This is a genomic window from Mycolicibacterium aichiense (genome assembly GCF_010726245.1).
Taxonomy (GTDB): Bacteria; Actinomycetota; Actinomycetes; order Mycobacteriales; family Mycobacteriaceae; genus Mycobacterium; species Mycobacterium aichiense.
This window is the reverse complement of record NZ_AP022561.1, coordinates 3,949,595-3,968,232: the sequence shown is the minus strand read 5'-3', so window position 1 is coordinate 3,968,232 and position 18,638 is coordinate 3,949,595. Positions and strand designations below refer to the sequence as shown.

The following is an 18,638-nucleotide window of genomic DNA, read 5'->3' as shown; positions in this document are numbered from 1 at the left end:
CCTAGACCACCGGCTCCTTGATCAGTTCGATATACGCGGCGCCGCTGTCGAGCACGCGGGGCTGCTTCCACACCTCGACCGGAAAGCTCACCTGCACGATCGACTGTCCTAGGTGTACCAGAGCCTTGGCGTCTTCCGGCATGCCTTGGAGCGGAAAGCGGGCGTCGACGTAGACCATAATGTCCTCCAGTCGCGCCAAGCCGGCGTCATACAGCTCTTGCATCTCGGCCATCGTCGAGTTCAGTCGCTTCTGATAGCGCTCTTCCTCGGTGGGCAGGCACCAGTCGCTGAAGCGCTCCAGATCGGCGAATTCCGCTGGCAACTTAGACATTTGCTGGATCCCTTTCTTCAGCCCTCGGGCTGGGCGCGGCGGCCGCCCCGTTTCCGTTCCCGGCGGCCAATGACTCTTTGTACCGATCCACGTACTTGTGCGCGGTGTGGTGCAGATGGCGCAACAGGATCTCCTGATCGCAGAGCGGGAAATCCAGTACGGCGCGGGTGCCGATCTGGGTCTGCGTGGCTTCGAGGGTGTTGGCGTCCTGGAACGCGTACTCCTTGAAGGTCACCGCTGCCAGTTCCTGGGAGAGTCGTTCGCGCAGGTTCTTCGGCGGCACGAAGTACAGATCGGCCTCGAAGATGTGGGAGTCCACCGCAATGGGCCAGTAGTTGTAGGTCAGGTACCAGCCTGGCGCCCAGAACAGCAATGTGAAGTTCGGGAAGAACTCGAACGAGTCCTGGCCCCACGTCGAGTGCCGGCCAGGATTGATGGCGGGTGGCAGCTCGTCGGGCAGGATGCCCTTGATAGCCGGGCGGTCCCACGGGCCGAACAGACCGCTGTGCAGGATCCGTTCGATGGGCTTGACCATCTTCAGATCCTTCGGCGGACTCATGCCGCCCCAGGACGAGATCATCGAGTGGTCGCCCTTGATGTCGTAATGCAGCGCCTCGAAGCCGAATTTGGCGAGCTTCTCGGCCTCTTCTTTCTCCGCCTGCTTCATGTGCAGGATCGGCGCGTGGTAGAACTCGACGAAGGCGTCGATGAACAGCTTCCAGTTGGAGCCGACCGTCGCGCGATAGCTGTAGTGCTCGGTCATTTCGTGGAAGGGATAGCCCTTCAGGCCTTGACCGAACTCGCCGAGGTACTCCTCGAGCGAGACCGCGTCGTCGTCGAAGTTGACGAAGATGAAGCCTTCCCACACCTCGCAGCGCACCGGCTTGAGTGGGTAGTCGGCCTTGTCGACGTCGAAGAACTCCTGCTCCTGCTGGATGAAGGTCAGGTCCCCCTTCAACGAGTACCGCCAGGCGTGGTATTTGCAGACGAATTGCCGGCAGCTGCCCGAAACCTCTTCGCCGGGATAGTCATTCCATACCAGCTTGTTGCCGCGATGGCGGCACAGGTTATAGAAGGCGCGGACCTCGTCGCCGTCGTTGACGATGATGATCGACGTACCCGGTCCGACCGACGGCAGTTCGCGGGTGATGTAGTTGCCCTTCTTGGGGATCAACTCCACGCGGCCCATCTGCAGCCATGTCTTGCGGAAGATGGCCTGCTGCTCCAGCTTCCAGTGTTCGGGATCGATCGAGTCCTCGTAGTTGACCGGACCGGTGCCGAGTTCCGGCCAATTCTCGGTCCAGCTGCCGACATCCGGCTTCTTGAAAAACGCCACGTACTTACCTTTCGTTCTCGAGCTGTACGCCGAAAGTGTTGAACGCCATCGCCAACATGCCGTAGGCGCCGACGGTGAAGACGAAGTCCATGCGCTGACGCTCGGTGAGATGGTTGCCGAGCGCGGCCCAGGTTTCGTCGGTGAGATTCGATTTCTCCTCGAGCTCGTCGGTGGCCTCTACGACCAGCCGGTCGAGCTCGTCGATGGCCCCGCCGCTGCGGATGGCCTCGACGTCGTCGTCGGTCAGCCCTTCCGCCTTGGCCATCTCGACGTGGTGGGCCCACTCGTAGGTGCAATCCCGGCGATACGCCACCCGCAGGACCGCGACCTCACGCAGCCGGGCCGGCAGCGTGGAGCGGAACAGTAGATAAACGTTGAAGCCGAGGTACGCCTTGGCCAGGTCGGGGTGGCGAACGAGAGTCGACAGTGCTGTGCCGGCGCCCTCGGGGTTCTGCCGGTCGCGCGGCACCATGCCCTTGAGCGCGAGCTGGACCTCGTCGTCCCACTGCTCCGCAGGTAGCGGTGTCAGACGCATAGGTAACACCCTCTCGCAGTGGAGAATCGCATTCTCATATCGGGATAACAGGTTTCCATGAACGGGGCGCAAGGTCAATCCCCGCACTTGAGCAGGGCCGAAAAACCAAGGTCGAGCAGGCGTGTCGGCGGGTCGGCTGACGGACCGCGTGCACCGGTGAGCGCTTTACCGGATGTTGATTCTCGTGGAATGAGAAGCTAGTTTTCATTACAGAGGTCCGCGACGGAAGGAGCCGGTATGCGCAAAGAGGACATGATCCTGATCAGCGTCGACGACCACATCGTGGAACCGCCCGACATGTTCGCCAATCATCTGCCGAAGAAATATGCCGACGACGCTCCCCGGCTGGTGCACAATCCCGACGGCTCAGACATGTGGCGGTTCCGCGACATCACCATCCCCAATGTCGCGCTCAATGCGGTGGCGGGCCGGCCGAAGGAGGAGTACGGCCTGGAACCCCAGGGGCTCGATGAGATCCGGCCGGGCTGCTACAACGTCGACGAGCGGGTCAAGGACATGAACGCCGGCGGCATCCTGGGCTCGATGTGTTTCCCCTCGTTCCCGGGATTCGCCGGCCGGTTGTTCGCCACCGAGGATCCGGAGTTCTCGCTGGCGCTGGTGCAGGCCTACAACGACTGGCACGTCGAGGAGTGGTGCGGGGCCTACCCGGCGCGCTTCATCCCCATGACGTTGCCGGTCATCTGGGATCCGGTGGCTTGTGCGGCCGAGATCCGCCGCAACGCCGACCGAGGGGTGCACTCGCTGACGTTCACCGAAAACCCCGCGGCGATGGGCTATCCCAGTTTTCACGACTTCGAGCACTGGAAGCCGATGTGGGACGCCCTGGTCGACACCGACACCGTGCTCAATGTGCACATCGGCTCCTCGGGACGGCTCGCGATCACCGCCCCCGACGCGCCGATGGACGTGATGATCACGCTGCAGCCGATGAACATCGTCCAGGCCGCCGCGGACCTGTTGTGGTCACGGCCGGTCAAGGAATACCCGGACCTCAAGATCGCCCTGAGTGAGGGCGGCACCGGCTGGATTCCCTACTTCCTGGAGCGCGCCGACCGCACCTATGAGATGCACTCCACCTGGACCGGGCAGGACTTCAAGGGCAAGAAGCCGTCAGAGGTGTTCCGCGATCACTTCCTGACCTGCTTCATCTCCGATCACGTCGGGGTCCAACTGCGTAACGACGTCGGCATCGACAACATCTGCTGGGAAGCCGACTACCCCCACTCGGACTCGATGTGGCCCGGTGCCCCCGAGCAACTCGACGACGTCCTTCGTGAGCACAATGTGCCCGACGACGAGATCAACAAGATGACCTACCAGAACGCCATGCGCTGGTACCACTGGGACCCGTTCACACATATTGCCAAGGAACAGGCGACGATCGGCGCGCTGCGCAAGGCTGCCGAAGGTCACGATGTCTCCATCCAGGCGCTGTCGAAGAAGGAGAAGACCGGCGCCAACTTCGCCGACTTCGCGGCGAACGCCAAGGAGCTGTCCGGCAACAAGGACTGACAAGGTCCGTAGGCGACAGGGCGCCGGTGCGCACAGCGGGAGATCGCGCCGGTGCACGGGCCTGTGTGCCGACATCGAGTAGAGGAGCGTTGTTGTGTCTTCAGGTATGAGCTTCGAACTGACCGAGGATCAGGAGCTGATCCGTAAGTCGGTGCGGGAGCTGGCATCACGCTTCGACGACCACTACTGGATGGAGAAGGACCAGCAGCACGAATTCCCTTCGGAATTCTACGACGCCATCGCAGGTGGCGGTTGGCTCGGGATGACGATCCCCGAGGAGTATGGCGGCCACGGTCTGGGCATCACCGAGGCGACCATCTTGGCCGAGGAGGTCGCCCGCTCCGGCGGCGGGATGAACGCGGCGAGCTCCATCCACATGTCGATCTTCGGGATGCAGCCGGTGGTGGTCTTCGGCTCCGACGAGATGAAGGCCGCGACCCTGCCGCGCATCGTCAACGGCGATCTGCACGTATGCTTCGGCGTCACCGAACCCGGTGCCGGACTTGATACTTCGCGCATCACGACATTCGCCAGGCGCGACGGTGACAGTTATGTCGTCAACGGCCGCAAGGTGTGGATCTCCAAGGCGCTGGAATCCGAGAAGATCCTGTTGCTGACCCGCACCGAGAGCCGCGAGGACGTCGAGAAGCGGGGCGGCAAGCCGACCGAAGGGCTCTCGCTGTTCCTCACCGACATCGATCGGGACCACGTAGACATCCGCCCCATCAAGAAGATGGGCCGCAACGCGGTCAGCTCCAACGAGGTGTTCATCGACGATCTGCGGGTCCCGGTCGCCGACCGGATCGGCGAGGAGGGCAAGGGCTTCTCCTACATCCTGCACGGGCTGAATCCGGAGCGGATGCTGATCGCGGCCGAGGCGCTGGGGATCGGCCGGGTGGCGCTGGACCGCGCAGTGAAGTACGCCAACGAGCGTGTGGTGTTCGACCGGCCGATCGGGATGAACCAGGGCATCCAGTTCCCGCTGGCCGACTCGCTGGCCCGCCTCGACGCGGCAGAGCTGATCCTGCGCAAGGCAACGTGGCTCTACGACAACGGAAAGTCGTGCGGCCGGGAAGCCAACATGGCCAAGTATCTGTGCGCGGATGCTGGTTTCGCGGCAGCCGATCGCGCGCTGCAGACCCACGGCGGCATGGGTTATTCCGAGGAGTACCACATCTCCCGGTTCTTCCGGGAGGCGCGCCTGATGAAGATCGCGCCCGTCAGTCAGGAGATGATCCTGAACTTCCTCGGTGCGAATGTGCTCGGCCTGCCCAAGAGCTACTAGGAGCCGGGAGTCTGGCCGACCGTATGGTGATCTGATGACTTCTGCGCAAGGACCGGCAGCGCCGCTGGCCGGCATCACTGTCGTGGCGTTGGAGCAGGCGGTGGCGGCACCGATGTGTACGCGCGTCCTGGCTGACTTCGGCGCTCGCGTGATCAAGGTGGAGAACCCCGCGGGCGGGGATTTCGCCAGGCACTACGACGACGTCGTCAACGGCCCGGGCGGCCTTGCGGCCCACTTCGTCTGGGCCAACCGCAACAAGGAATCGATTGCGCTGGATCTGAAATCGGCCGAGGGCCTGGAGGTCCTACACCGGTTGCTCGACCGCGCCGATGTGTTGGTGTCCAATCTTGCGCCGGGTTCCACCGCCCGGCTCGGCATCTCAGCCGACCAGCTGCGTGATCGGCACCCTGATGTGATCGCGGTCGAGATCGACGGGTACGGCGCAGGCGGGCCGCTGTCGAACAAGCGCGCCTACGACCTGCTGGCGCAGTCGGAGTCGGGATCGTGCGCGGTGACCGGTTATCCCGGGAAACCGGCCAAGCCCGGACCGCCGATCGCCGACATCTCCACCGGGCTGTACTCGGCGTTGTCGATCATGGCGCTGCTGATCTCGCGCGGTCAGCGGGAGCGGCGCGGCTCCGCCGTCACCGTGAGCCTGTTCGACACGATGATGGACCTGATGGGGTATCCGCTGACCTATGCGCAGCACTCCGGCATCGATCAGGAGCCGCTGGGGATGAACTCGCCGGCGGTCGCGCCGTACGGCTCCTTCGATACCGCCGACAATCAGACGGTGGTGCTGGGAACCACCAACGACCGGGAATGGCAACGGTTGGCACGCGAGATCATCGACCGGCCCGACTTGGCCGACGACCCGCGGTACGCCAGCAACTCCGATCGGTGCGCCCACCGCGACGAACTCAACTCGGCCATCCAAACCTGGTGTGCGCAGCACGATCTCGCGCATATCCAAAAGACGGCCGACGCGGCGGGCATCGGCAACGCCCGCTACAATCTGCCCAGCGAGGTGCTCGCGCACCCGCAGTTGTCCGATCGTGACCGCTGGCGGACGGTGGAAACCACCGCGGGTCCGATCCAGGCCATCCTGCCGCCGCCGATCATCGAGAACTACGAGCAGCCGATGGGCCCGGTACCCGGCCTCGGTGAGCACACTGATGCGTTGCTGGCCGAATTGGGCTTGTCGGACAACGACATCGGCAGACTGCGTGAGCAGGGTGCCGTCGCGTGAATGATCGTCACAACTAAGGAGAAGCCATGCGGGAAACGGTGATCGTCGAGGCGGTCCGCACCCCGGTCGGTAGGCGAAACGGCGGGCTGTCCGGCATGCATGCCGCCGACCTGGCGGCGGTGGTGCTCAACGCACTCGCCGAGCGCACCGGCTTGGACCCGGCGACGGTCGACGACGTGGTGTGGGGCTGCGTGTCCCAGGTTGGTGACCAGTCGAGCAATATCGGCCGGTTCTCGGTTCTGGCCGCCGGCTGGCCGGAGTCCATTCCCGGCACCACGGTCAACCGGGCCTGCGGATCAAGCCAGCAGGCACTGGATTTCGCCGCGCAGGCAGTGATGTCGGGCCAGCAGGACGTGGTGGTCGCCGGCGGCGTCGAGGTGATGAGCCGTGTTCCGCTCGGGTCGGCGCGGGCCACCGGCATGCCGTATGGCCCGAAAGTGCTCGAACGTTATGACGACTTCTCGTTCAACCAAGGCATCTCCGCGGAGATGATCGCGCAGAAGTGGGGACTCTCACGCACCGACCTCGACGAGTTCTCGGCGCGCAGCCACGAATTGGCCGCTGCGGCACAGGATCGCGGGGCCTTCGACGACCAGATCGTCCCGGTGGCCACCGACTCATGCGTGGTGAGCGCCGACGAAGGCATCCGCCGGGGGACCACCGTCGAGAAACTGGCCGGACTCAAACCGGCGTTCACCGAGGACGGCGTCATCCACGCCGGTAACTCGTCGCAGATCTCGGACGGCGCGGCCGCCCTGCTGGTCACCACCGCCGAATATGCTGCCGCACAGGGCTGGACACCGCTGGCGCGCTACGTCGCGGGGGCAGTCGCCGGCGCCAACCCGGTGATGATGCTGACCGGCCCGATTCCTGCGACGGAGAAGGTGCTGGGCAAGACCGGTCTGAGCATCGACGACATCGGAGTGTTCGAGGTCAATGAGGCGTTCGCGCCGGTGCCGATGGCGTGGCAAGCCGACACCGGCGCCAAGACCGAGCGTCTCAACCCGCTCGGCGGCGCGATCGCGCTGGGCCACCCGCTGGGCGGCTCGGGCGCGGTGTTGATGACACGCATGCTGTATCACATGCGCGACAACGGAATTCGCTACGGACTGCAGACGATGTGTGAAGGCGGTGGCACTGCCAACGCGACCGTCGTCGAGCTGATCGGCTGACGGGCTCGATGCGTCGCGATCTGTTCACCGCCGACCACGAGGCGTTTCGCGAGCTCGCTCGGGACTTCATCGAGAAGGAGGTGGTGCCCGCCTATCCGCAGTGGGAGAAGGCGGGCCGGATGCCGCGCGAGACGTTCGCGAAGCTCGGGGAGACCGGGATCATGGGCGTCACGCTGCCCGAAGAATACGGCGGCGGCGGCCAGGACGACTACCGCTACAACGTGGTCCTGCAGGAAGAAGCCGCCCGCGCACTGGTCACCTTGTCGACGGTCCGCACCCAGCTCGAGGTGATCCTGCCGTATTTCCTGCACTACGCGAACGACGAACAGCGAGCCCGCTGGTTCCCGGGTCTGGCAGCGGGCACGCTGCTGACCGCGGTCGCGATGACCGAGCCCGGCACCGGGTCGGACCTGGCCGGGGTGCGCACGACCGCGGTGCGAGATGGCGACCACTACATCGTCAACGGTGCAAAGACTTTCATCACCGGCGGCATGCAAGCCGATCTGGTGGTCGTGGTGGCGCGGACGTCCACCGACCCGGACAATCGTCGCGCCGGGCTGACGTTGCTGGTCGTCGAGGACGGGATGGCGGGCTTCACCCGCGGACGCGAACTCGAGAAGATGGGCTGCAAAGTTCAGGACACCGCGGAGCTGTCATTCGTGGACGTCCGCGTGCCTGCGGCCAACGTGCTGGGGGAGGAGGGGCAGGCCTTCAGCTACCTCGGGCACAACCTGGCCCAGGAGCGGCTCACCGTGGCGGTGGGCTCGGTGGCCCAAGCCCGCTCGGCGATCGCCGCGGCGATCGAATACACCCAGAGCCGCAAGGCTTTCGGCACGCCCGTCGCCTCGTTTCAGAACACCAAGTTCGAACTCGCCGCCTGCTCGACGGAGGTGGAGGCCGCCCAGGCCATGCTCGACCGGGCGGTCGCCCTGCACGTCGAGGGCGAGCTCAGTGGCGCCGACGCCGCCCGGGTGAAGCTGTTCTGCACCGAGATGCAGCAGCGCGTGATCGACCGCTGCCTACAGCTGTTCGGCGGTTACGGCTACATGATGGAGTATCCGATCGCCCGGCTCTACACCGATGCGCGGGTGACCCGGATCTATGCCGGCACCAGCGAGGTGATGAAGGTGATCATCGCCAAGTCCCTGGGGTTGTAGCCGGCCCGCCGTCGCGCTGGACCCGTCGCGAGATCGACTCCATGGCTGCTGACGGCGCCAATTCACGGCCCTGACGTCGGTCTCGGGCTAAGCGGTTTGCTGACCAAAAAATTTCCGCTGAGACCCTTGTCACACACGACCAAACCAACCTACTGTGTGTTCACTAGGTTGGTCTGGCGGAAGGGAGCGCGGTGACGACGACGACTCGGCCCTACGCCACCCTTCTCGCCAAAGGCGAGGACCGTAAGCAGCGCATTCTCGATGTCGCGCAGCGGCTGCTGGCCCGTAACGGCTGGCGTAACACCACTCTGGCGCAGATCGCCAAGGAGGCGGGCGTGACCGCCGCGGGGCTACTGCATCACTTCGAGTCCAAGGAACAGCTGCTTCACGCGGTGCTCGACGCCCGGGATGCCGACGACAGCGAGCACGCCGACTACCTGACCGGCGACCTGGTCGAGGGCATCGCCAATGCCGCTGACCGGTTCGACCGGTCACCGCAGCTCGTCGGCACCTTCGCGGTGCTGATGGTGGAGAACATCGCACCCGACGCCCCGCTGCACGACCGGCTGGTGGACCGCTACCGGCAGGCGGTCGACATCATCGCCGACCGGATCCGCAGCGGTCAGGCCGAAGGCCGATATCGATCAGACGTGAACCCGGCCCGGAAGGCCGTGGAAATCCTGGCATTTGTGAATGGAATGGAGACCTCATGGCTGCTCGACCCGTCGATACCGCTGATCGATGTGTTCCGGGAGTACTCCAGGTCGCTGGCGAGCCAGCTGATGGCGCCCGCCGGATCATGAGATACCGGCTCGACATCGTCGCCCCCAGCGTCGCCGAGGCGGTGCGACACGCAGGCGGTTGGATCTTCGACCGCGTGATGGCGGGCTGGGATGTCAACGTCCTGCTCGCGGAGCCCGGGGACACCCGCCCCTTGACGATCCTCGGCGCCCAGACTTCCGACTTCGAATCGATGATCGCGGCCGGTGACGATCAGCCGCACCCGCAGGCGCTGGCGGTGGCCGCCGATCTGCTCGACACCGATGCACGGGTCCGCGAGGGCGTGCTTCGCGCGCTGGATTACGGCATGACCGAGGTGGCGTTGTGGGGCGACGCGCAGCCGAGTGATCTCGACCGCGCCATCGCGTGCGTCGAGCACCGCCTGAGCTCAGCGGCGCGGGTGTTCAAAGCACAGGCACTGGCCGCCGCCGACGTCGACGACGTATCAGTCGCGGCGACCGAGACCTTCCGAAGCGGCGCGATGAGCTGCCCGCCGATCGGCGCCGACCTGGTCCCGGCCGGCTGAGGCCGACCGGAACCTACTCCGTGATGGAGATGGCCTGCCGGGGGCACTGACGCACCGCGTCGCGAATCTGGGCCTCGTTCTCCGGGGTCACCTCGTCGGACAGGACGTGCAGGTAATCCTGGTCGTCAACCTGGAATACCTCCGGGATGATCCCCATACAGATCGCATTGGCCTCACACAGGCCGAAATCCACTTCAATCTTCATCGCAGGACCTTCACCGGTACGTGGGAGAAACCCGCCACATTCTGCATCTGAACCCGGCGCAGCCCCTCCCACTGGACTTCGTAGCGGGGCATGAAGTCGAGCAGCTTCTCCAGCGCGAGTGCGCTTTCCATGCGCGCCAAGGCGGCGCCAAGGCAGCTGTGGATGCCGTAACCCAGTCCGAGGTTCTGCGCCTCGGTGCGGTCGCGGTCGATGTCGAAGGCGTCGGCGTCGGTGAAGGCGTCCGAGTCCCGGTTGGCCGACGCCAGCAGGAGGAACACCGGCTTACCCGCCGGGATCTTCCCGCTGGGCACTTCGGTGTCCTTGAGGGTGTACCGGACGTTGTACTGCACCGGCCCCTCGTAGCGCAGCAGTTCCTCCACCGCCGCGGGAATCTTGTCCCGGTCGTCGAGCAGCTTGCGCCACTGCTCGGGGAAGCGGGCGAAGTTGACCGCTGCTGTCCCCATCAGCTTGGTCACGGTCTCGGCGCCCGCACCGCCGAGAAGTGTTGCAAAACCACAGATTTCGATGTCATCCAGCCTGCGCATGTTGCCGTCGTCATCGGGGATCTCGGCGGCGATCAGGCGGCTGATCATATCGTCCTGCGGGTTCTCACGCCGTTCCTGCACCAGGCCGTAGTAGTACATCGCGGTCTCGATGTTGGCCTGCATGCCGGCCTCACTGGTCCCGATCTGCCCCGGTTCACGGGACAGGCTGGTGTCGATCCAGTGCCGAACCTGCTGCCGGTATTCCTCGGGGACGCCGGCCATCCGGGTGATGACCTCGACCGGGAACGGCCCGGAGAAATCCTGGACCACGTCGAAGTTGTCCGGATCGGCTGCTGCCAGATACTTGTCCACCAGTTCGATGACCACCTCACGCTGCGACTGCACCGCGCGGGGGGTGAAGGCTTTGTTGAGCAGACTCCGCATGTGCCGGTGCTCGGGCGGGTCCATGAAGATGATCGACTTCTGCGGCGGCTCGTCCGCCTTCACCATGGCCAGATCGCAGCCGCGGGTCGACGAGAAACTCTCATGATCCTTCAGCGCCGCCGCGACATCCTCGTGCCGGGAGATGGCGTAGAAGTCCTCGCCTGCGTCGTAGTACAGCGGGGCCTCGGCTCGCATGCGCGCGTAGATGTCGAACGGGTTGTTGAAGTACTCCTGCGAGAACGGATCGAAGACGAGTTCAGCCTGAGTCATTGCGTTCTCCTCCGAGGCGAGAGCTGGGCTATAAGCGTTACGGAAGGTTGGTTGAGTGTAACGCTAACAGTGGGGTCGGCGGGAGAGCGGAAAATGGCTAATTCCCCTGACCTTTCGCGCTGGACAGGCCGGCGTCGACCACCGCGGCGAGGAGTCCGAGGTCGGTTCCCAGATCGGCGGCGGTCGCGCGGACAGCGGCGACGTCCTTGCCGATGAATTCGCCGACGGCAGAGATGAATCCGCTCGCCGAGCCGACGCGTGCGATCGACTCCAGAGCCCGGCTGGTACCGCTGCCGTGGGGGAGCGCGCTGAGCAGAGTGGCCTCGTCGACACCGAGGCGACCGGCGAGCCCGACCGCCTCCGCCACGATGCCGATCTGCGCGGCGAACAGCGCGTTGTTGATCAACTTGACCCGCTGACCGAAACCGGTCGGTCCGACGTGCAGCACCGGGTCGGCATAGCTGCACAGCACCGGTCGCGCCCGCGCATACGCGTCGTCGTCGCCGCCGACGAACACCGTCACCGTTCCGGCGGCGATGTCATGCGGTCCACCACTCACCGGTGCGTCGAGCACGCCGACGCCGAGGTCGCCGGCCTGCGCGGCGATCGCCTCGGCGGTGCGCGGATTGCCCGTCGTGTGCACGATCAGCACCGAGCCCGGCCGCATGGCACCCAGCAGGTCATCGGCCAGGACGATCTGGCGCACCTGCTCGTCGGTGAAGACACAGAGAGCCACTGCCTCGGCGTCATGTGCCACCTCAGTGGCGCAGCCGACCCCGGTGGCGCCCAATTCCGTTGCCGAGGAGCGCTTCTCGGGAGTCCGGCCGAGCACGGTCACGTCGTGGCCGGCGCCGGCCAGCCGCCGCACCATGGGTGCACCCATCCGGCCCGCGCCGATGAAGCCGACTTTCACCGTGGGTTGTCCATCAACCTCAGTGCGGCGTCGGCGGCGTCGAGCACCGCGCCGGGCTGCGCGCCGGCCTTCTCGGCGATGCCGGCGATCAGGCTGACGTCCTTGTGCAGCAGCCCCGCGGCGACCTGCTTGAGAATGTCCAGGTTGCCGCCGAAGCGGGCCACGCTGCCCAGCGCGAAGCTGTTGGCCGACCCCCGGGTGATCACCTCCGACAGGTTCTCGGGCGTGATACCCAGCGCCGCACCGAGATCCAGCGCGGTCTTGGCGGTCGCGATGTTCGCGGTGAACAACAGGTTGTTCAGCAGTTTGGTCACCTGCCCGGAGCCGACGTCACCCAGGTGCACAATCGGATCGGCGTAGGTGGCGAACACCGGGCGGACCTTGTCCACGACGGCATCCTCACCGCCGACCATCACCAGAAGCTTTCCCTCGTCGGCCGCCGGGCCACCGCCGCTGACCGGCGCATCGATAACCGAGACTCCCTGAGCTGCGGCCTGCTCGGCCAACTGACGGCAGGTGTCGGGATGCACGGTGGCGTGCACGGCGATGACGCCACCGGGCTGCAGTCCGGACAGCACGCCGCCGTCGCCGGTCGCCACCTCGAGCACGTCGGCGTCACCGACGACACACAGGCACACCAGGTCACTGCTGGCAGCCAGCTCCTGCGGCGAGGCCGCGACCGTGGCCGCGGTGTCGGCGAAGGGTTCCACCGATGCCGCGCGCCGGGCCCACAGCGTGAGCGGGTAGCCGCCCTCGACGATCCGGCGTGCCATGGGTGCGCCTTGGCTGCCCAGCCCGATGAATCCGACGCGCATTAGCCGGCCTCTCTGCCCAAATCGGCGGTGATGCAGTGCGTGAAGAACGACAAGACACTCGAGTGATACTGCGCCGCAGCAACACCCAAGCTCAGATTGTGGCCGGCGCCGTCCTGGTGGTGGATCTGGACCCGCGGCGACGAGCCGAACAGTGCGGCGATGTCGGCCAGCGCTTCAGGCGTCGAGTCCCATACCCGTTCGTGCTCGGCGGCGGTGAAGCGCACTGGCGCGGTGACATGGCCGGCGAGTGCCGGGAAATCCCGCCCGGCCCAGTGGGTCGAGATCTCCGCCTCTTGCGGCGGCGCGCCGGCGGAGCCGACGGCGTTGATCACGTCGGCGGGGTAGAGCTCTTCGGGCGCCCAGATCAACTCCCGCAGACCGGCGGGCCGATGGGTCGGGGTTGCCTGCTTGAGAATGGCTCGGGCAGCCGGATATTGGCGTAGGCCGGTGCCGGCCAGTTCGAGGCCCAGCAGGTCGTGACCACGCTCGGCGACGGCCATCCGCAACGCGAGTTCGCAGCCGTTGGAATGCGCCAGGATGAACAGGCCCGCGCCACGGTCGCGCTTACCGAGGATGGCGTCAGCGGCCCCAAAGGTCAACCCGACCCGGCGTTGCGGGTCCCACATCGAATCGGCGTAGGGCGCCGACGCTCCGTAGCCCGGCCGGTCGAGTGCCACCGCGCTGAAACCCGCTGCGGCCACGGCCCGTACGAACGACAGCTCGGGGTGGTTGGGGCAGTCGAAGTACGCCGCCGAAGACGCCCCGCCGTGCAGGGCGATGATGACTCCCTGTGGATCCGCCGCCTCGGCGAACAAGCCCGACATCGGGATCCCGTCGACCGGAACCATCCGGCGCACCGGGGTGGCTGTGCTCACCGGTCGACCCGCATCAGAAGAACCCCGCTCGGCGTCAGCCCTCCGCTGCTCGCCACCGCGACGCGGGCGCCCGCGACCTGCCGGTCGCCGGCCTCGCCCCGCAGCTGGCTGACCGCCTCGTGGATCAGGCCCATGCCGTGGGTTCGGCCGTGGGAGAGCTGGCCACCGTGCGTGTTCAACGGGAGCACACCGTCGCGGGCGATGTTGGCGCCTCCGTCCAGAAAGTCCTTCGCCTCGCCGATCCCGCAGAAGCCGAGCGCCTCCAGCCACGACAAACAGTTGAAGGTGAACCCGTCATAGAGCTCGGCAACGTCGACATCGCTGGGGCGCAACGAGGTTCGCGTCCACAGATGCGCCGACTGGCCCAGCACCTGAGGCTCGTGGGTCAGCGTCGTCTGATCCCAGTCGGTGCGTTCGATGATCTGGGTGCCGACCGCCTCGAACAACACCGGCGGCTTGGGCAGGTCGCGGGCGGCCTCCACCGCGGACACGATCACGGCGACAGCGCCGTCACAGGGCACATCGCAGTCGTAGAGCCCGAACGGTGTGGTGATCGGCCGCGCCGACAGGTAGTCCTCCATCGTCATCGGGTCGCGGTAGATGGCGGTCGGATTCAGCGCGGCGTTGGACCGCTGGTTGATCGCGATCCAGCCCAAAGTTTCGCGGGTGGTGCCGTACCGGGCGAAGTGCCGTTGGGCGTTGAGCGCCAACGTGTGTGCAGCGGACGTCGCGCCGAACGGCATCTGCCAGCTGCTGGTGCGCGCCCCGCCGGGCGGCGCCATCTTGCCCTGCTTGAGCAGCTCCTGGAAGGTGGACTCCCACAGCGTCCGGAAGCACAGCACGTGTCGGGCCATCCCGGTGGCGACGGCCATCATCGCGGCGATGATGGATCCGCCCGGCCCGAACGTGTCCATGCCGCCGTTGATCCACGTCGGGCGCAGTCCCAAAGCGCCCTCCAGTGCGGTCACCCCGCCCTCGCCCATGCCGGCGATGTCGAGGCCGGGATAGGTGGACAACCCATCGATATCGGCGAACGTGAGCCCGGCGTCGGCCACCGCGGCTTCGCAGGCCTCGACGGTCAACGCCAGCGGGTTCACCATCAGGCGGCGGCCCAGCCGTGACGCGCCGATCCCGGTGATCGCCGAGCGCTCCTCGAACTTCGTGGTGGTCAGCGGTGGCCGGACATGCTTGGCGAAGTCCTGCGGGGCGATGTCGTCGGCAGGCTGGTCGGTGAGCTGTTTCGGTGTCACCGGGCGGAACAGCGGCAGATAGACGTCGTCGTTCTGCTCGAAGACGACCTCGACCAGCTGACCCAGTTCGAGATCGGCGGGGTCGGCGTCGATGATGTTGGTGGTCAAGCGGACTCGCGGATCTTCCTGAATCGCCACCTGGGCCACCACGTAGGGGGCAGGCAGGCCCGGAATGCTGAACCGCTCGTTGACAGTGAACGCCGACAACACCGCCTTGCCGCTGACCGGCCGGGCCTTGAGGTCGTGGCTTCCGCAGTACCGGCATACCGGCTGCGGCGGATGGATCAACGAGCAGCACCCTTGGCACTCCTGGATGCGAAGGGTGTCGTCGGCTCCCGACGTCCAGAAGAACTCGTTCTCGCCGGTGACCTGAGGCAGCGGGGCGCGGCTCACTGCGCGTAGCCCCAGCGGGCCTCGAAGACCGGTGAGTCGTCGGCCGGTGTGTCCGCAGGCCGGGTTTCGCCGTCGAACTCGTTGTCGCTGATCTCGATGATCGCGTGCACCGGGCAGTCGAACAGCGCCCGCAGCACATCGTCCCGGTCGGCCTCGGCCACCCTGCCGTCCCCGATCAGGGACGCATAGCCCCAGTCGTCGAGCGAAAAGTGCTTCGGCGCGTGCTTGGCGCAGGCGCCGAAACCGTCACAGATCGTCCGGTCCAGCCGAATTCGGATCTCACCACTCATGGCTGCGTCACCGCCTCCACCTCGTAGGGACGCTGAGCGCTGAATCGGCCTGCCCCGCACGGATCGCAGGCGCCGGCCAGATGCTGTTCGACAACCGCGGGGAAATGCCTGAGCAGGCTGCCCGCCACATTGGCCGCGCCGTCGAGGGTGGCGCAGGCACCCCGGCCGCGCAGCACGACGGACCAGCGCTCAAGACGGGCCACGTCTTCGGCGGTGGCCGCACCGTCGCGCAGCGCTCCTGCAGCCGCGGCCATCGCCGCCGTGCCGTTGAAGCACGACCCGCACTGCCCGGCGTTCTCCCGGTCGAAGTAGGCCAGCACCGACGCGGCCACGGCCACCGGACAATCGTCGGTGAGAATCGCCACCGCGCCGCAACCGAGGCCGCATCCCAGCTCGCGGAACGTCTCGTGATCCAGGGTGGTGTCGAGCACATCGCGGTTGAGCAACCCCGCGAAGTATCCGCCCATCAGGGCGCCCTGCACCGAGTCCGGCGAAACGCCGTGTATGGCAAGCACATCGCGGAAGGGCATGCCGTGGGGCACCTCGTAGAGGGCCGGTGGCCGTCCGGCTCCGGTGATCGTCATCAGGAAAGTGCCCGGCGAGGCCGCCGTGCCTGCCGAGCGGAAGGCCGCGGCGCCGTTGCGCTGGACATACGGCAGGTTCGCCAGTGTCTCGACGTTGCTCACCAGAGTGGGGTGTCCTGCGACGCCGTGTTGGAACGGCCGTGGCGGTTTGTCACTCGGCTTGGCCGGTCCGCCGTTGACGGCGCGCACCGCGGCGGTTTCCTCACCGGCCACGTAACCGGCGGCTACAGTGACGATCGAAATCTGAAGGCCGCCAAGCGTATCGAAACCGACCTCAGTGAGCGCGTCGTCGACGGCGCGCGCCGCATCGAGGTCGGAGACGTAGATGTAGGCACGCTGGGCGCCGACCACGCGGGCGGCCAGCCGCACGCCGTCGAGCACGAGGTGCGGACGGTGGCGCAGCAGCCAACGGTCCTTCACCGACGCGGGCTCGCCCTCTTCGCCGTTGGCCAACACGACGGTCTCATGGCCGCGGGAGTGCGCGGCGCGCACCGTGCGCAGTTTGACCGCCAGCGGGAAGGCGGCACCGCCGCGGCCGAGAAGGCCCGAGCCCTCCACCTCGGTGAGCAGGCTCTCGGCGCTGTCCAGCGGTGAGTATCCACCGACGGACATATAGGCGCTCATGCTCTCCACCGTTGCGGGCAGCCGCAACAACCGCGGGGTGCAACCCGGGACGCTGGCGACGGTCAAGGCCGTGCCTGCGGGTGCAGTCGCATTCATCGGTCACCTCTTCTGATTCGGGCACCCGTCACGAGATCGCTAGGCTGGGACCCATGAGAACGGCGGTGGTGCGTGTCGATGTCGACCCGGCCGGTGAGCTGACGCCCGCGCAGCTCACCGAGGGCGTGGCGGCGCTGCGCAAACTCGCCGAGGACAGCGGTGTGACCGTGGTCGACAACAACCTGGCCGCGATGCCCCGCGGCCGCAGGGAAGCCGAACTTTTGATCAGCAACGCCACGGAAGCCGATCTGACGGGTGTCGGTGTCACCTTGTGCGCCAGGGCATTCGGCACCGAACCGGTGATCGGTGTGGTGACCTACGTCAGCCGTGGGACTGACGAAGATGCGCACGGGGTGCTGGCGGGATTCGGGTTGCGCGGTGAGATCGCCCGAACGGAGGGCGACGACGGCTACGACATTTTGGACGTCTCGCTGAGCAAGGCCGACATGGCGCGCATCCCGGAGAGCCGGGTGCACACGGCGTTGGAGGCGTCGACCAACTGCGAAATCCGCATCCGCCTGGTCTGAATGCAACCGGGTGCTCATCGGCCCAGGAAGTCCAGAATGGCCGGGGCCGCCTGCACCCAGGTATCGAACATGTTGAAGTGCTTGACCTTTCCCGATGCGCGGTCCTCACCGGCGCGCTCCCAGGCATCCTCCGGCCACGGCGGGTCGATCAGCGTTGAGCCCTTGATGAGGCAGTTCACCTCGAGCGAGGTGCGCTTGGGGTGGTCCCAGTCGTTCTCGCCGCCGCGGATGATCAAGGTGGGTACCGTGATGTCGCCGAAGAACTCGTCATCGACGCCGGGGATCGCCTGACCGGGCTTGGGGACGAACGCATTGAGCCAGCGCAGCATCACCCGGAGGAACTCGTCGGAGTCCATCGCGAGGATGCGCTCTCTGTTCGCCGGGTTCTCGGCGATGCGCTGTTTCCATTCGTCCACGTGCAGAAGCCCTTTGATGCCGAGGCCTCGCACCGCGAGGATGCTGGGCACCAGATAGTACGAGCCCAGCACGAAGCTGCCGTAGACGCCGCCGACGATGTTCCAGGTCACCAGCTTGGTGGCGATCTCCGGGTACAGGATCGTGGTCAGGATCGAGTCCCGGGCGCCGCCGGATCCGCCGGCGATGATGCACGGACCGATACCCAGGCCGGTGATCAACCCGTGCAACGTCTCGGCGCGCATGTGGGATTCACTCTGCCCGTAGAACTGGAGGTCGGACTTCCCGCAGTTGGGTCGGTCCCACAGCAGCACCCGGTAGCCGCCCTTGACCAGTTCTTCGGCCAGCGGACGCAACCCCTCGATGTCCTTGCTGTATCGGCCGCCGGGCGTCAGGGCGATGAAATCACCCGCTTCGCCCAGGATCTCGTAGACGACGTTTCCGCCGTTGATCGTCATCGCCTGTTCGCCGTCGCGCAGCTGCGGACCGGTCGTAACCGCGCTGCTCATGCGGCCCCCTCGCAGGCTCGGGTGCCGCATGCCTGCCGTT

General features: G+C 66.3%; 19 protein-coding genes and 1 pseudogene. 8 read left to right on the top strand and 12 right to left on the bottom strand.

The features are described from left to right. Position 1: 1 nt before the first annotated feature. From G6N32_RS19190 to G6N32_RS19180, 3 genes are read right to left on the bottom strand one after another with little or no spacing between them, the layout of a single operon-like run. The gene (locus tag G6N32_RS19190; protein ID WP_115320943.1) at positions 2-331 is read right to left on the bottom strand and encodes a hypothetical protein; all 330 of its coding nucleotides are present in this window, start codon (positions 329-331) and stop codon (positions 2-4) included. Beyond that, a complete protein-coding gene (locus G6N32_RS19185) occupies positions 324-1,667 on the bottom strand; it encodes an aromatic ring-hydroxylating oxygenase subunit alpha (RefSeq protein WP_115320942.1) in 1,344 nt (447 codons plus the stop codon). The genes G6N32_RS19190 and G6N32_RS19185 overlap by 8 nt, the downstream gene beginning before the upstream one ends. 4 nt (positions 1,668-1,671) lie before the next feature. Further along, positions 1,672-2,202, bottom strand: a complete 531-nt coding sequence (locus tag G6N32_RS19180) for a carboxymuconolactone decarboxylase family protein (protein WP_115320941.1) — start codon at positions 2,200-2,202, stop codon at positions 1,672-1,674. Between the two features lie 237 nt (positions 2,203-2,439). Here G6N32_RS19180 and G6N32_RS19175 point away from each other — a divergent pair, with 237 nt between their 5' ends. The 7 genes from G6N32_RS19175 to G6N32_RS19145 all read left to right on the top strand — a co-directional run bounded on the left by G6N32_RS19175 (position 2,440) and on the right by G6N32_RS19145 (position 9,904). Then, complete coding sequence (locus G6N32_RS19175) at positions 2,440-3,735, top strand: amidohydrolase family protein (protein WP_115320940.1); 1,296 nt, start codon at positions 2,440-2,442, stop codon at positions 3,733-3,735. A 106-nt stretch (positions 3,736-3,841) separates the two neighbouring features. After that, the gene (locus tag G6N32_RS19170; protein ID WP_115320939.1) at positions 3,842-5,020 is read left to right on the top strand and encodes an acyl-CoA dehydrogenase family protein; all 1,179 of its coding nucleotides are present in this window, start codon (positions 3,842-3,844) and stop codon (positions 5,018-5,020) included. 34 nt (positions 5,021-5,054) lie between these two features. Beyond that, on the top strand, positions 5,055-6,269 hold the full coding sequence (locus G6N32_RS19165; RefSeq protein ID WP_115320938.1) for a CaiB/BaiF CoA transferase family protein: 1,215 nt from the start codon (positions 5,055-5,057) through the stop codon (positions 6,267-6,269). 26 nt (positions 6,270-6,295) lie between these two features. Further along, a complete protein-coding gene (locus G6N32_RS19160) occupies positions 6,296-7,441 on the top strand; it encodes a thiolase family protein (protein WP_115320937.1) in 1,146 nt (381 codons plus the stop codon). Between the two features lie 8 nt (positions 7,442-7,449). After that, on the top strand, positions 7,450-8,598 hold the full coding sequence (locus G6N32_RS19155) for an acyl-CoA dehydrogenase family protein (RefSeq protein WP_115320936.1): 1,149 nt from the start codon (positions 7,450-7,452) through the stop codon (positions 8,596-8,598). 191 nt (positions 8,599-8,789) lie between these two features. Continuing rightward, positions 8,790-9,401 carry a TetR/AcrR family transcriptional regulator gene (locus G6N32_RS19150; protein WP_036344085.1) on the top strand — a complete coding sequence of 204 codons (612 nt, stop codon included), beginning with the start codon at positions 8,790-8,792 and terminating at the stop codon, positions 9,399-9,401. After that, positions 9,398-9,904: a hypothetical protein gene (locus G6N32_RS19145; protein WP_115320935.1), complete on the top strand. Its 507-nt coding sequence runs from the start codon at positions 9,398-9,400 to the stop codon at positions 9,902-9,904. The genes G6N32_RS19150 and G6N32_RS19145 overlap by 4 nt, the downstream gene beginning before the upstream one ends. Before the next feature lie 13 nt (positions 9,905-9,917). Here the strand turns inward: G6N32_RS19145 and G6N32_RS19140 are convergent, their stop codons facing one another. From G6N32_RS19140 to G6N32_RS19105, 8 genes and pseudogenes are all read right to left on the bottom strand, one after another. Continuing rightward, positions 9,918-10,109 (bottom strand): ferredoxin, encoded by a 192-nt coding sequence (locus G6N32_RS19140; RefSeq protein WP_099252376.1) that lies wholly within the window; start codon positions 10,107-10,109, stop codon positions 9,918-9,920. Then, the gene (locus G6N32_RS19135) at positions 10,106-11,308 is read right to left on the bottom strand and encodes a cytochrome P450 (RefSeq protein WP_115320934.1); all 1,203 of its coding nucleotides are present in this window, start codon (positions 11,306-11,308) and stop codon (positions 10,106-10,108) included. Before G6N32_RS19135 ends, G6N32_RS19140 begins: the two co-directional genes overlap by 4 nt. A gap of 97 nt (positions 11,309-11,405) precedes the next feature. Beyond that, a pseudogene (locus tag G6N32_RS19130) lies at positions 11,406-12,245 on the bottom strand (NAD(P)-dependent oxidoreductase); the annotation flags it as partial. Further along, on the bottom strand, positions 12,218-13,036 hold the full coding sequence (locus G6N32_RS19125) for an NAD(P)-dependent oxidoreductase (protein ID WP_115320932.1): 819 nt from the start codon (positions 13,034-13,036) through the stop codon (positions 12,218-12,220). The pseudogene G6N32_RS19130 and the gene G6N32_RS19125, both read right to left, overlap by 28 nt. Further along, positions 13,036-13,911: an alpha/beta hydrolase gene (locus G6N32_RS19120; protein ID WP_232077180.1), complete on the bottom strand. Its 876-nt coding sequence runs from the start codon at positions 13,909-13,911 to the stop codon at positions 13,036-13,038. The genes G6N32_RS19125 and G6N32_RS19120 overlap by 1 nt, the downstream gene beginning before the upstream one ends. Next, entirely contained in the window at positions 13,908-15,554 is a 1,647-nt protein-coding gene (locus tag G6N32_RS19115) for a thiolase C-terminal domain-containing protein (protein WP_115320931.1), read from the bottom strand. Before G6N32_RS19115 ends, G6N32_RS19120 begins: the two co-directional genes overlap by 4 nt. Continuing rightward, complete coding sequence (locus G6N32_RS19110; protein ID WP_172507325.1) at positions 15,551-15,832, bottom strand: ferredoxin; 282 nt, start codon at positions 15,830-15,832, stop codon at positions 15,551-15,553. The genes G6N32_RS19115 and G6N32_RS19110 overlap by 4 nt, the downstream gene beginning before the upstream one ends. Before the next feature lie 8 nt (positions 15,833-15,840). Then, entirely contained in the window at positions 15,841-17,148 is a 1,308-nt protein-coding gene (locus G6N32_RS19105; protein WP_115320929.1) for an NADH-ubiquinone oxidoreductase-F iron-sulfur binding region domain-containing protein, read from the bottom strand. Between the two features lie 53 nt (positions 17,149-17,201). On the opposite strand from G6N32_RS19105, the gene G6N32_RS19100 reads away from it, so the two are divergent. Further along, the gene (locus G6N32_RS19100; protein WP_115320928.1) at positions 17,202-17,675 is read left to right on the top strand and encodes a hypothetical protein; all 474 of its coding nucleotides are present in this window, start codon (positions 17,202-17,204) and stop codon (positions 17,673-17,675) included. Between the two features lie 14 nt (positions 17,676-17,689). Here G6N32_RS19100 and G6N32_RS19095 read toward each other — a convergent pair whose 3' ends face one another. Next, positions 17,690-18,598: an alpha/beta fold hydrolase gene (locus G6N32_RS19095; RefSeq protein WP_115320927.1), complete on the bottom strand. Its 909-nt coding sequence runs from the start codon at positions 18,596-18,598 to the stop codon at positions 17,690-17,692. Between the last annotated feature and the right edge of the window lie 40 nt (positions 18,599-18,638).

Coding starts and splice junctions, on each gene's coding strand:
- G6N32_RS19190 (WP_115320943.1), bottom strand. CDS start 331: ATGTCTAAGTTGCCAGCGGAATTCGCCGATCTGGAGCGCTTCAGCGAC.
- G6N32_RS19180 (WP_115320941.1), bottom strand. CDS start 2,202: ATGCGTCTGACACCGCTACCTGCGGAGCAGTGGGACGACGAGGTCCAG.
- G6N32_RS19175 (WP_115320940.1), top strand. CDS start 2,440: ATGCGCAAAGAGGACATGATCCTGATCAGCGTCGACGACCACATCGTG.
- G6N32_RS19170 (WP_115320939.1), top strand. CDS start 3,842: ATGAGCTTCGAACTGACCGAGGATCAGGAGCTGATCCGTAAGTCGGTG.
- G6N32_RS19165 (WP_115320938.1), top strand. CDS start 5,055: ATGACTTCTGCGCAAGGACCGGCAGCGCCGCTGGCCGGCATCACTGTC.
- G6N32_RS19160 (WP_115320937.1), top strand. CDS start 6,296: ATGCGGGAAACGGTGATCGTCGAGGCGGTCCGCACCCCGGTCGGTAGG.
- G6N32_RS19155 (WP_115320936.1), top strand. CDS start 7,450: ATGCGTCGCGATCTGTTCACCGCCGACCACGAGGCGTTTCGCGAGCTC.
- G6N32_RS19145 (WP_115320935.1), top strand. CDS start 9,398: ATGAGATACCGGCTCGACATCGTCGCCCCCAGCGTCGCCGAGGCGGTG.
- G6N32_RS19140 (WP_099252376.1), bottom strand. CDS start 10,109: ATGAAGATTGAAGTGGATTTCGGCCTGTGTGAGGCCAATGCGATCTGT.
- G6N32_RS19135 (WP_115320934.1), bottom strand. CDS start 11,308: ATGACTCAGGCTGAACTCGTCTTCGATCCGTTCTCGCAGGAGTACTTC.
- G6N32_RS19125 (WP_115320932.1), bottom strand. CDS start 13,036: ATGCGCGTCGGATTCATCGGGCTGGGCAGCCAAGGCGCACCCATGGCA.
- G6N32_RS19105 (WP_115320929.1), bottom strand. CDS start 17,148: ATGAATGCGACTGCACCCGCAGGCACGGCCTTGACCGTCGCCAGCGTC.
- G6N32_RS19100 (WP_115320928.1), top strand. CDS start 17,202: ATGAGAACGGCGGTGGTGCGTGTCGATGTCGACCCGGCCGGTGAGCTG.
- G6N32_RS19095 (WP_115320927.1), bottom strand. CDS start 18,598: ATGAGCAGCGCGGTTACGACCGGTCCGCAGCTGCGCGACGGCGAACAG.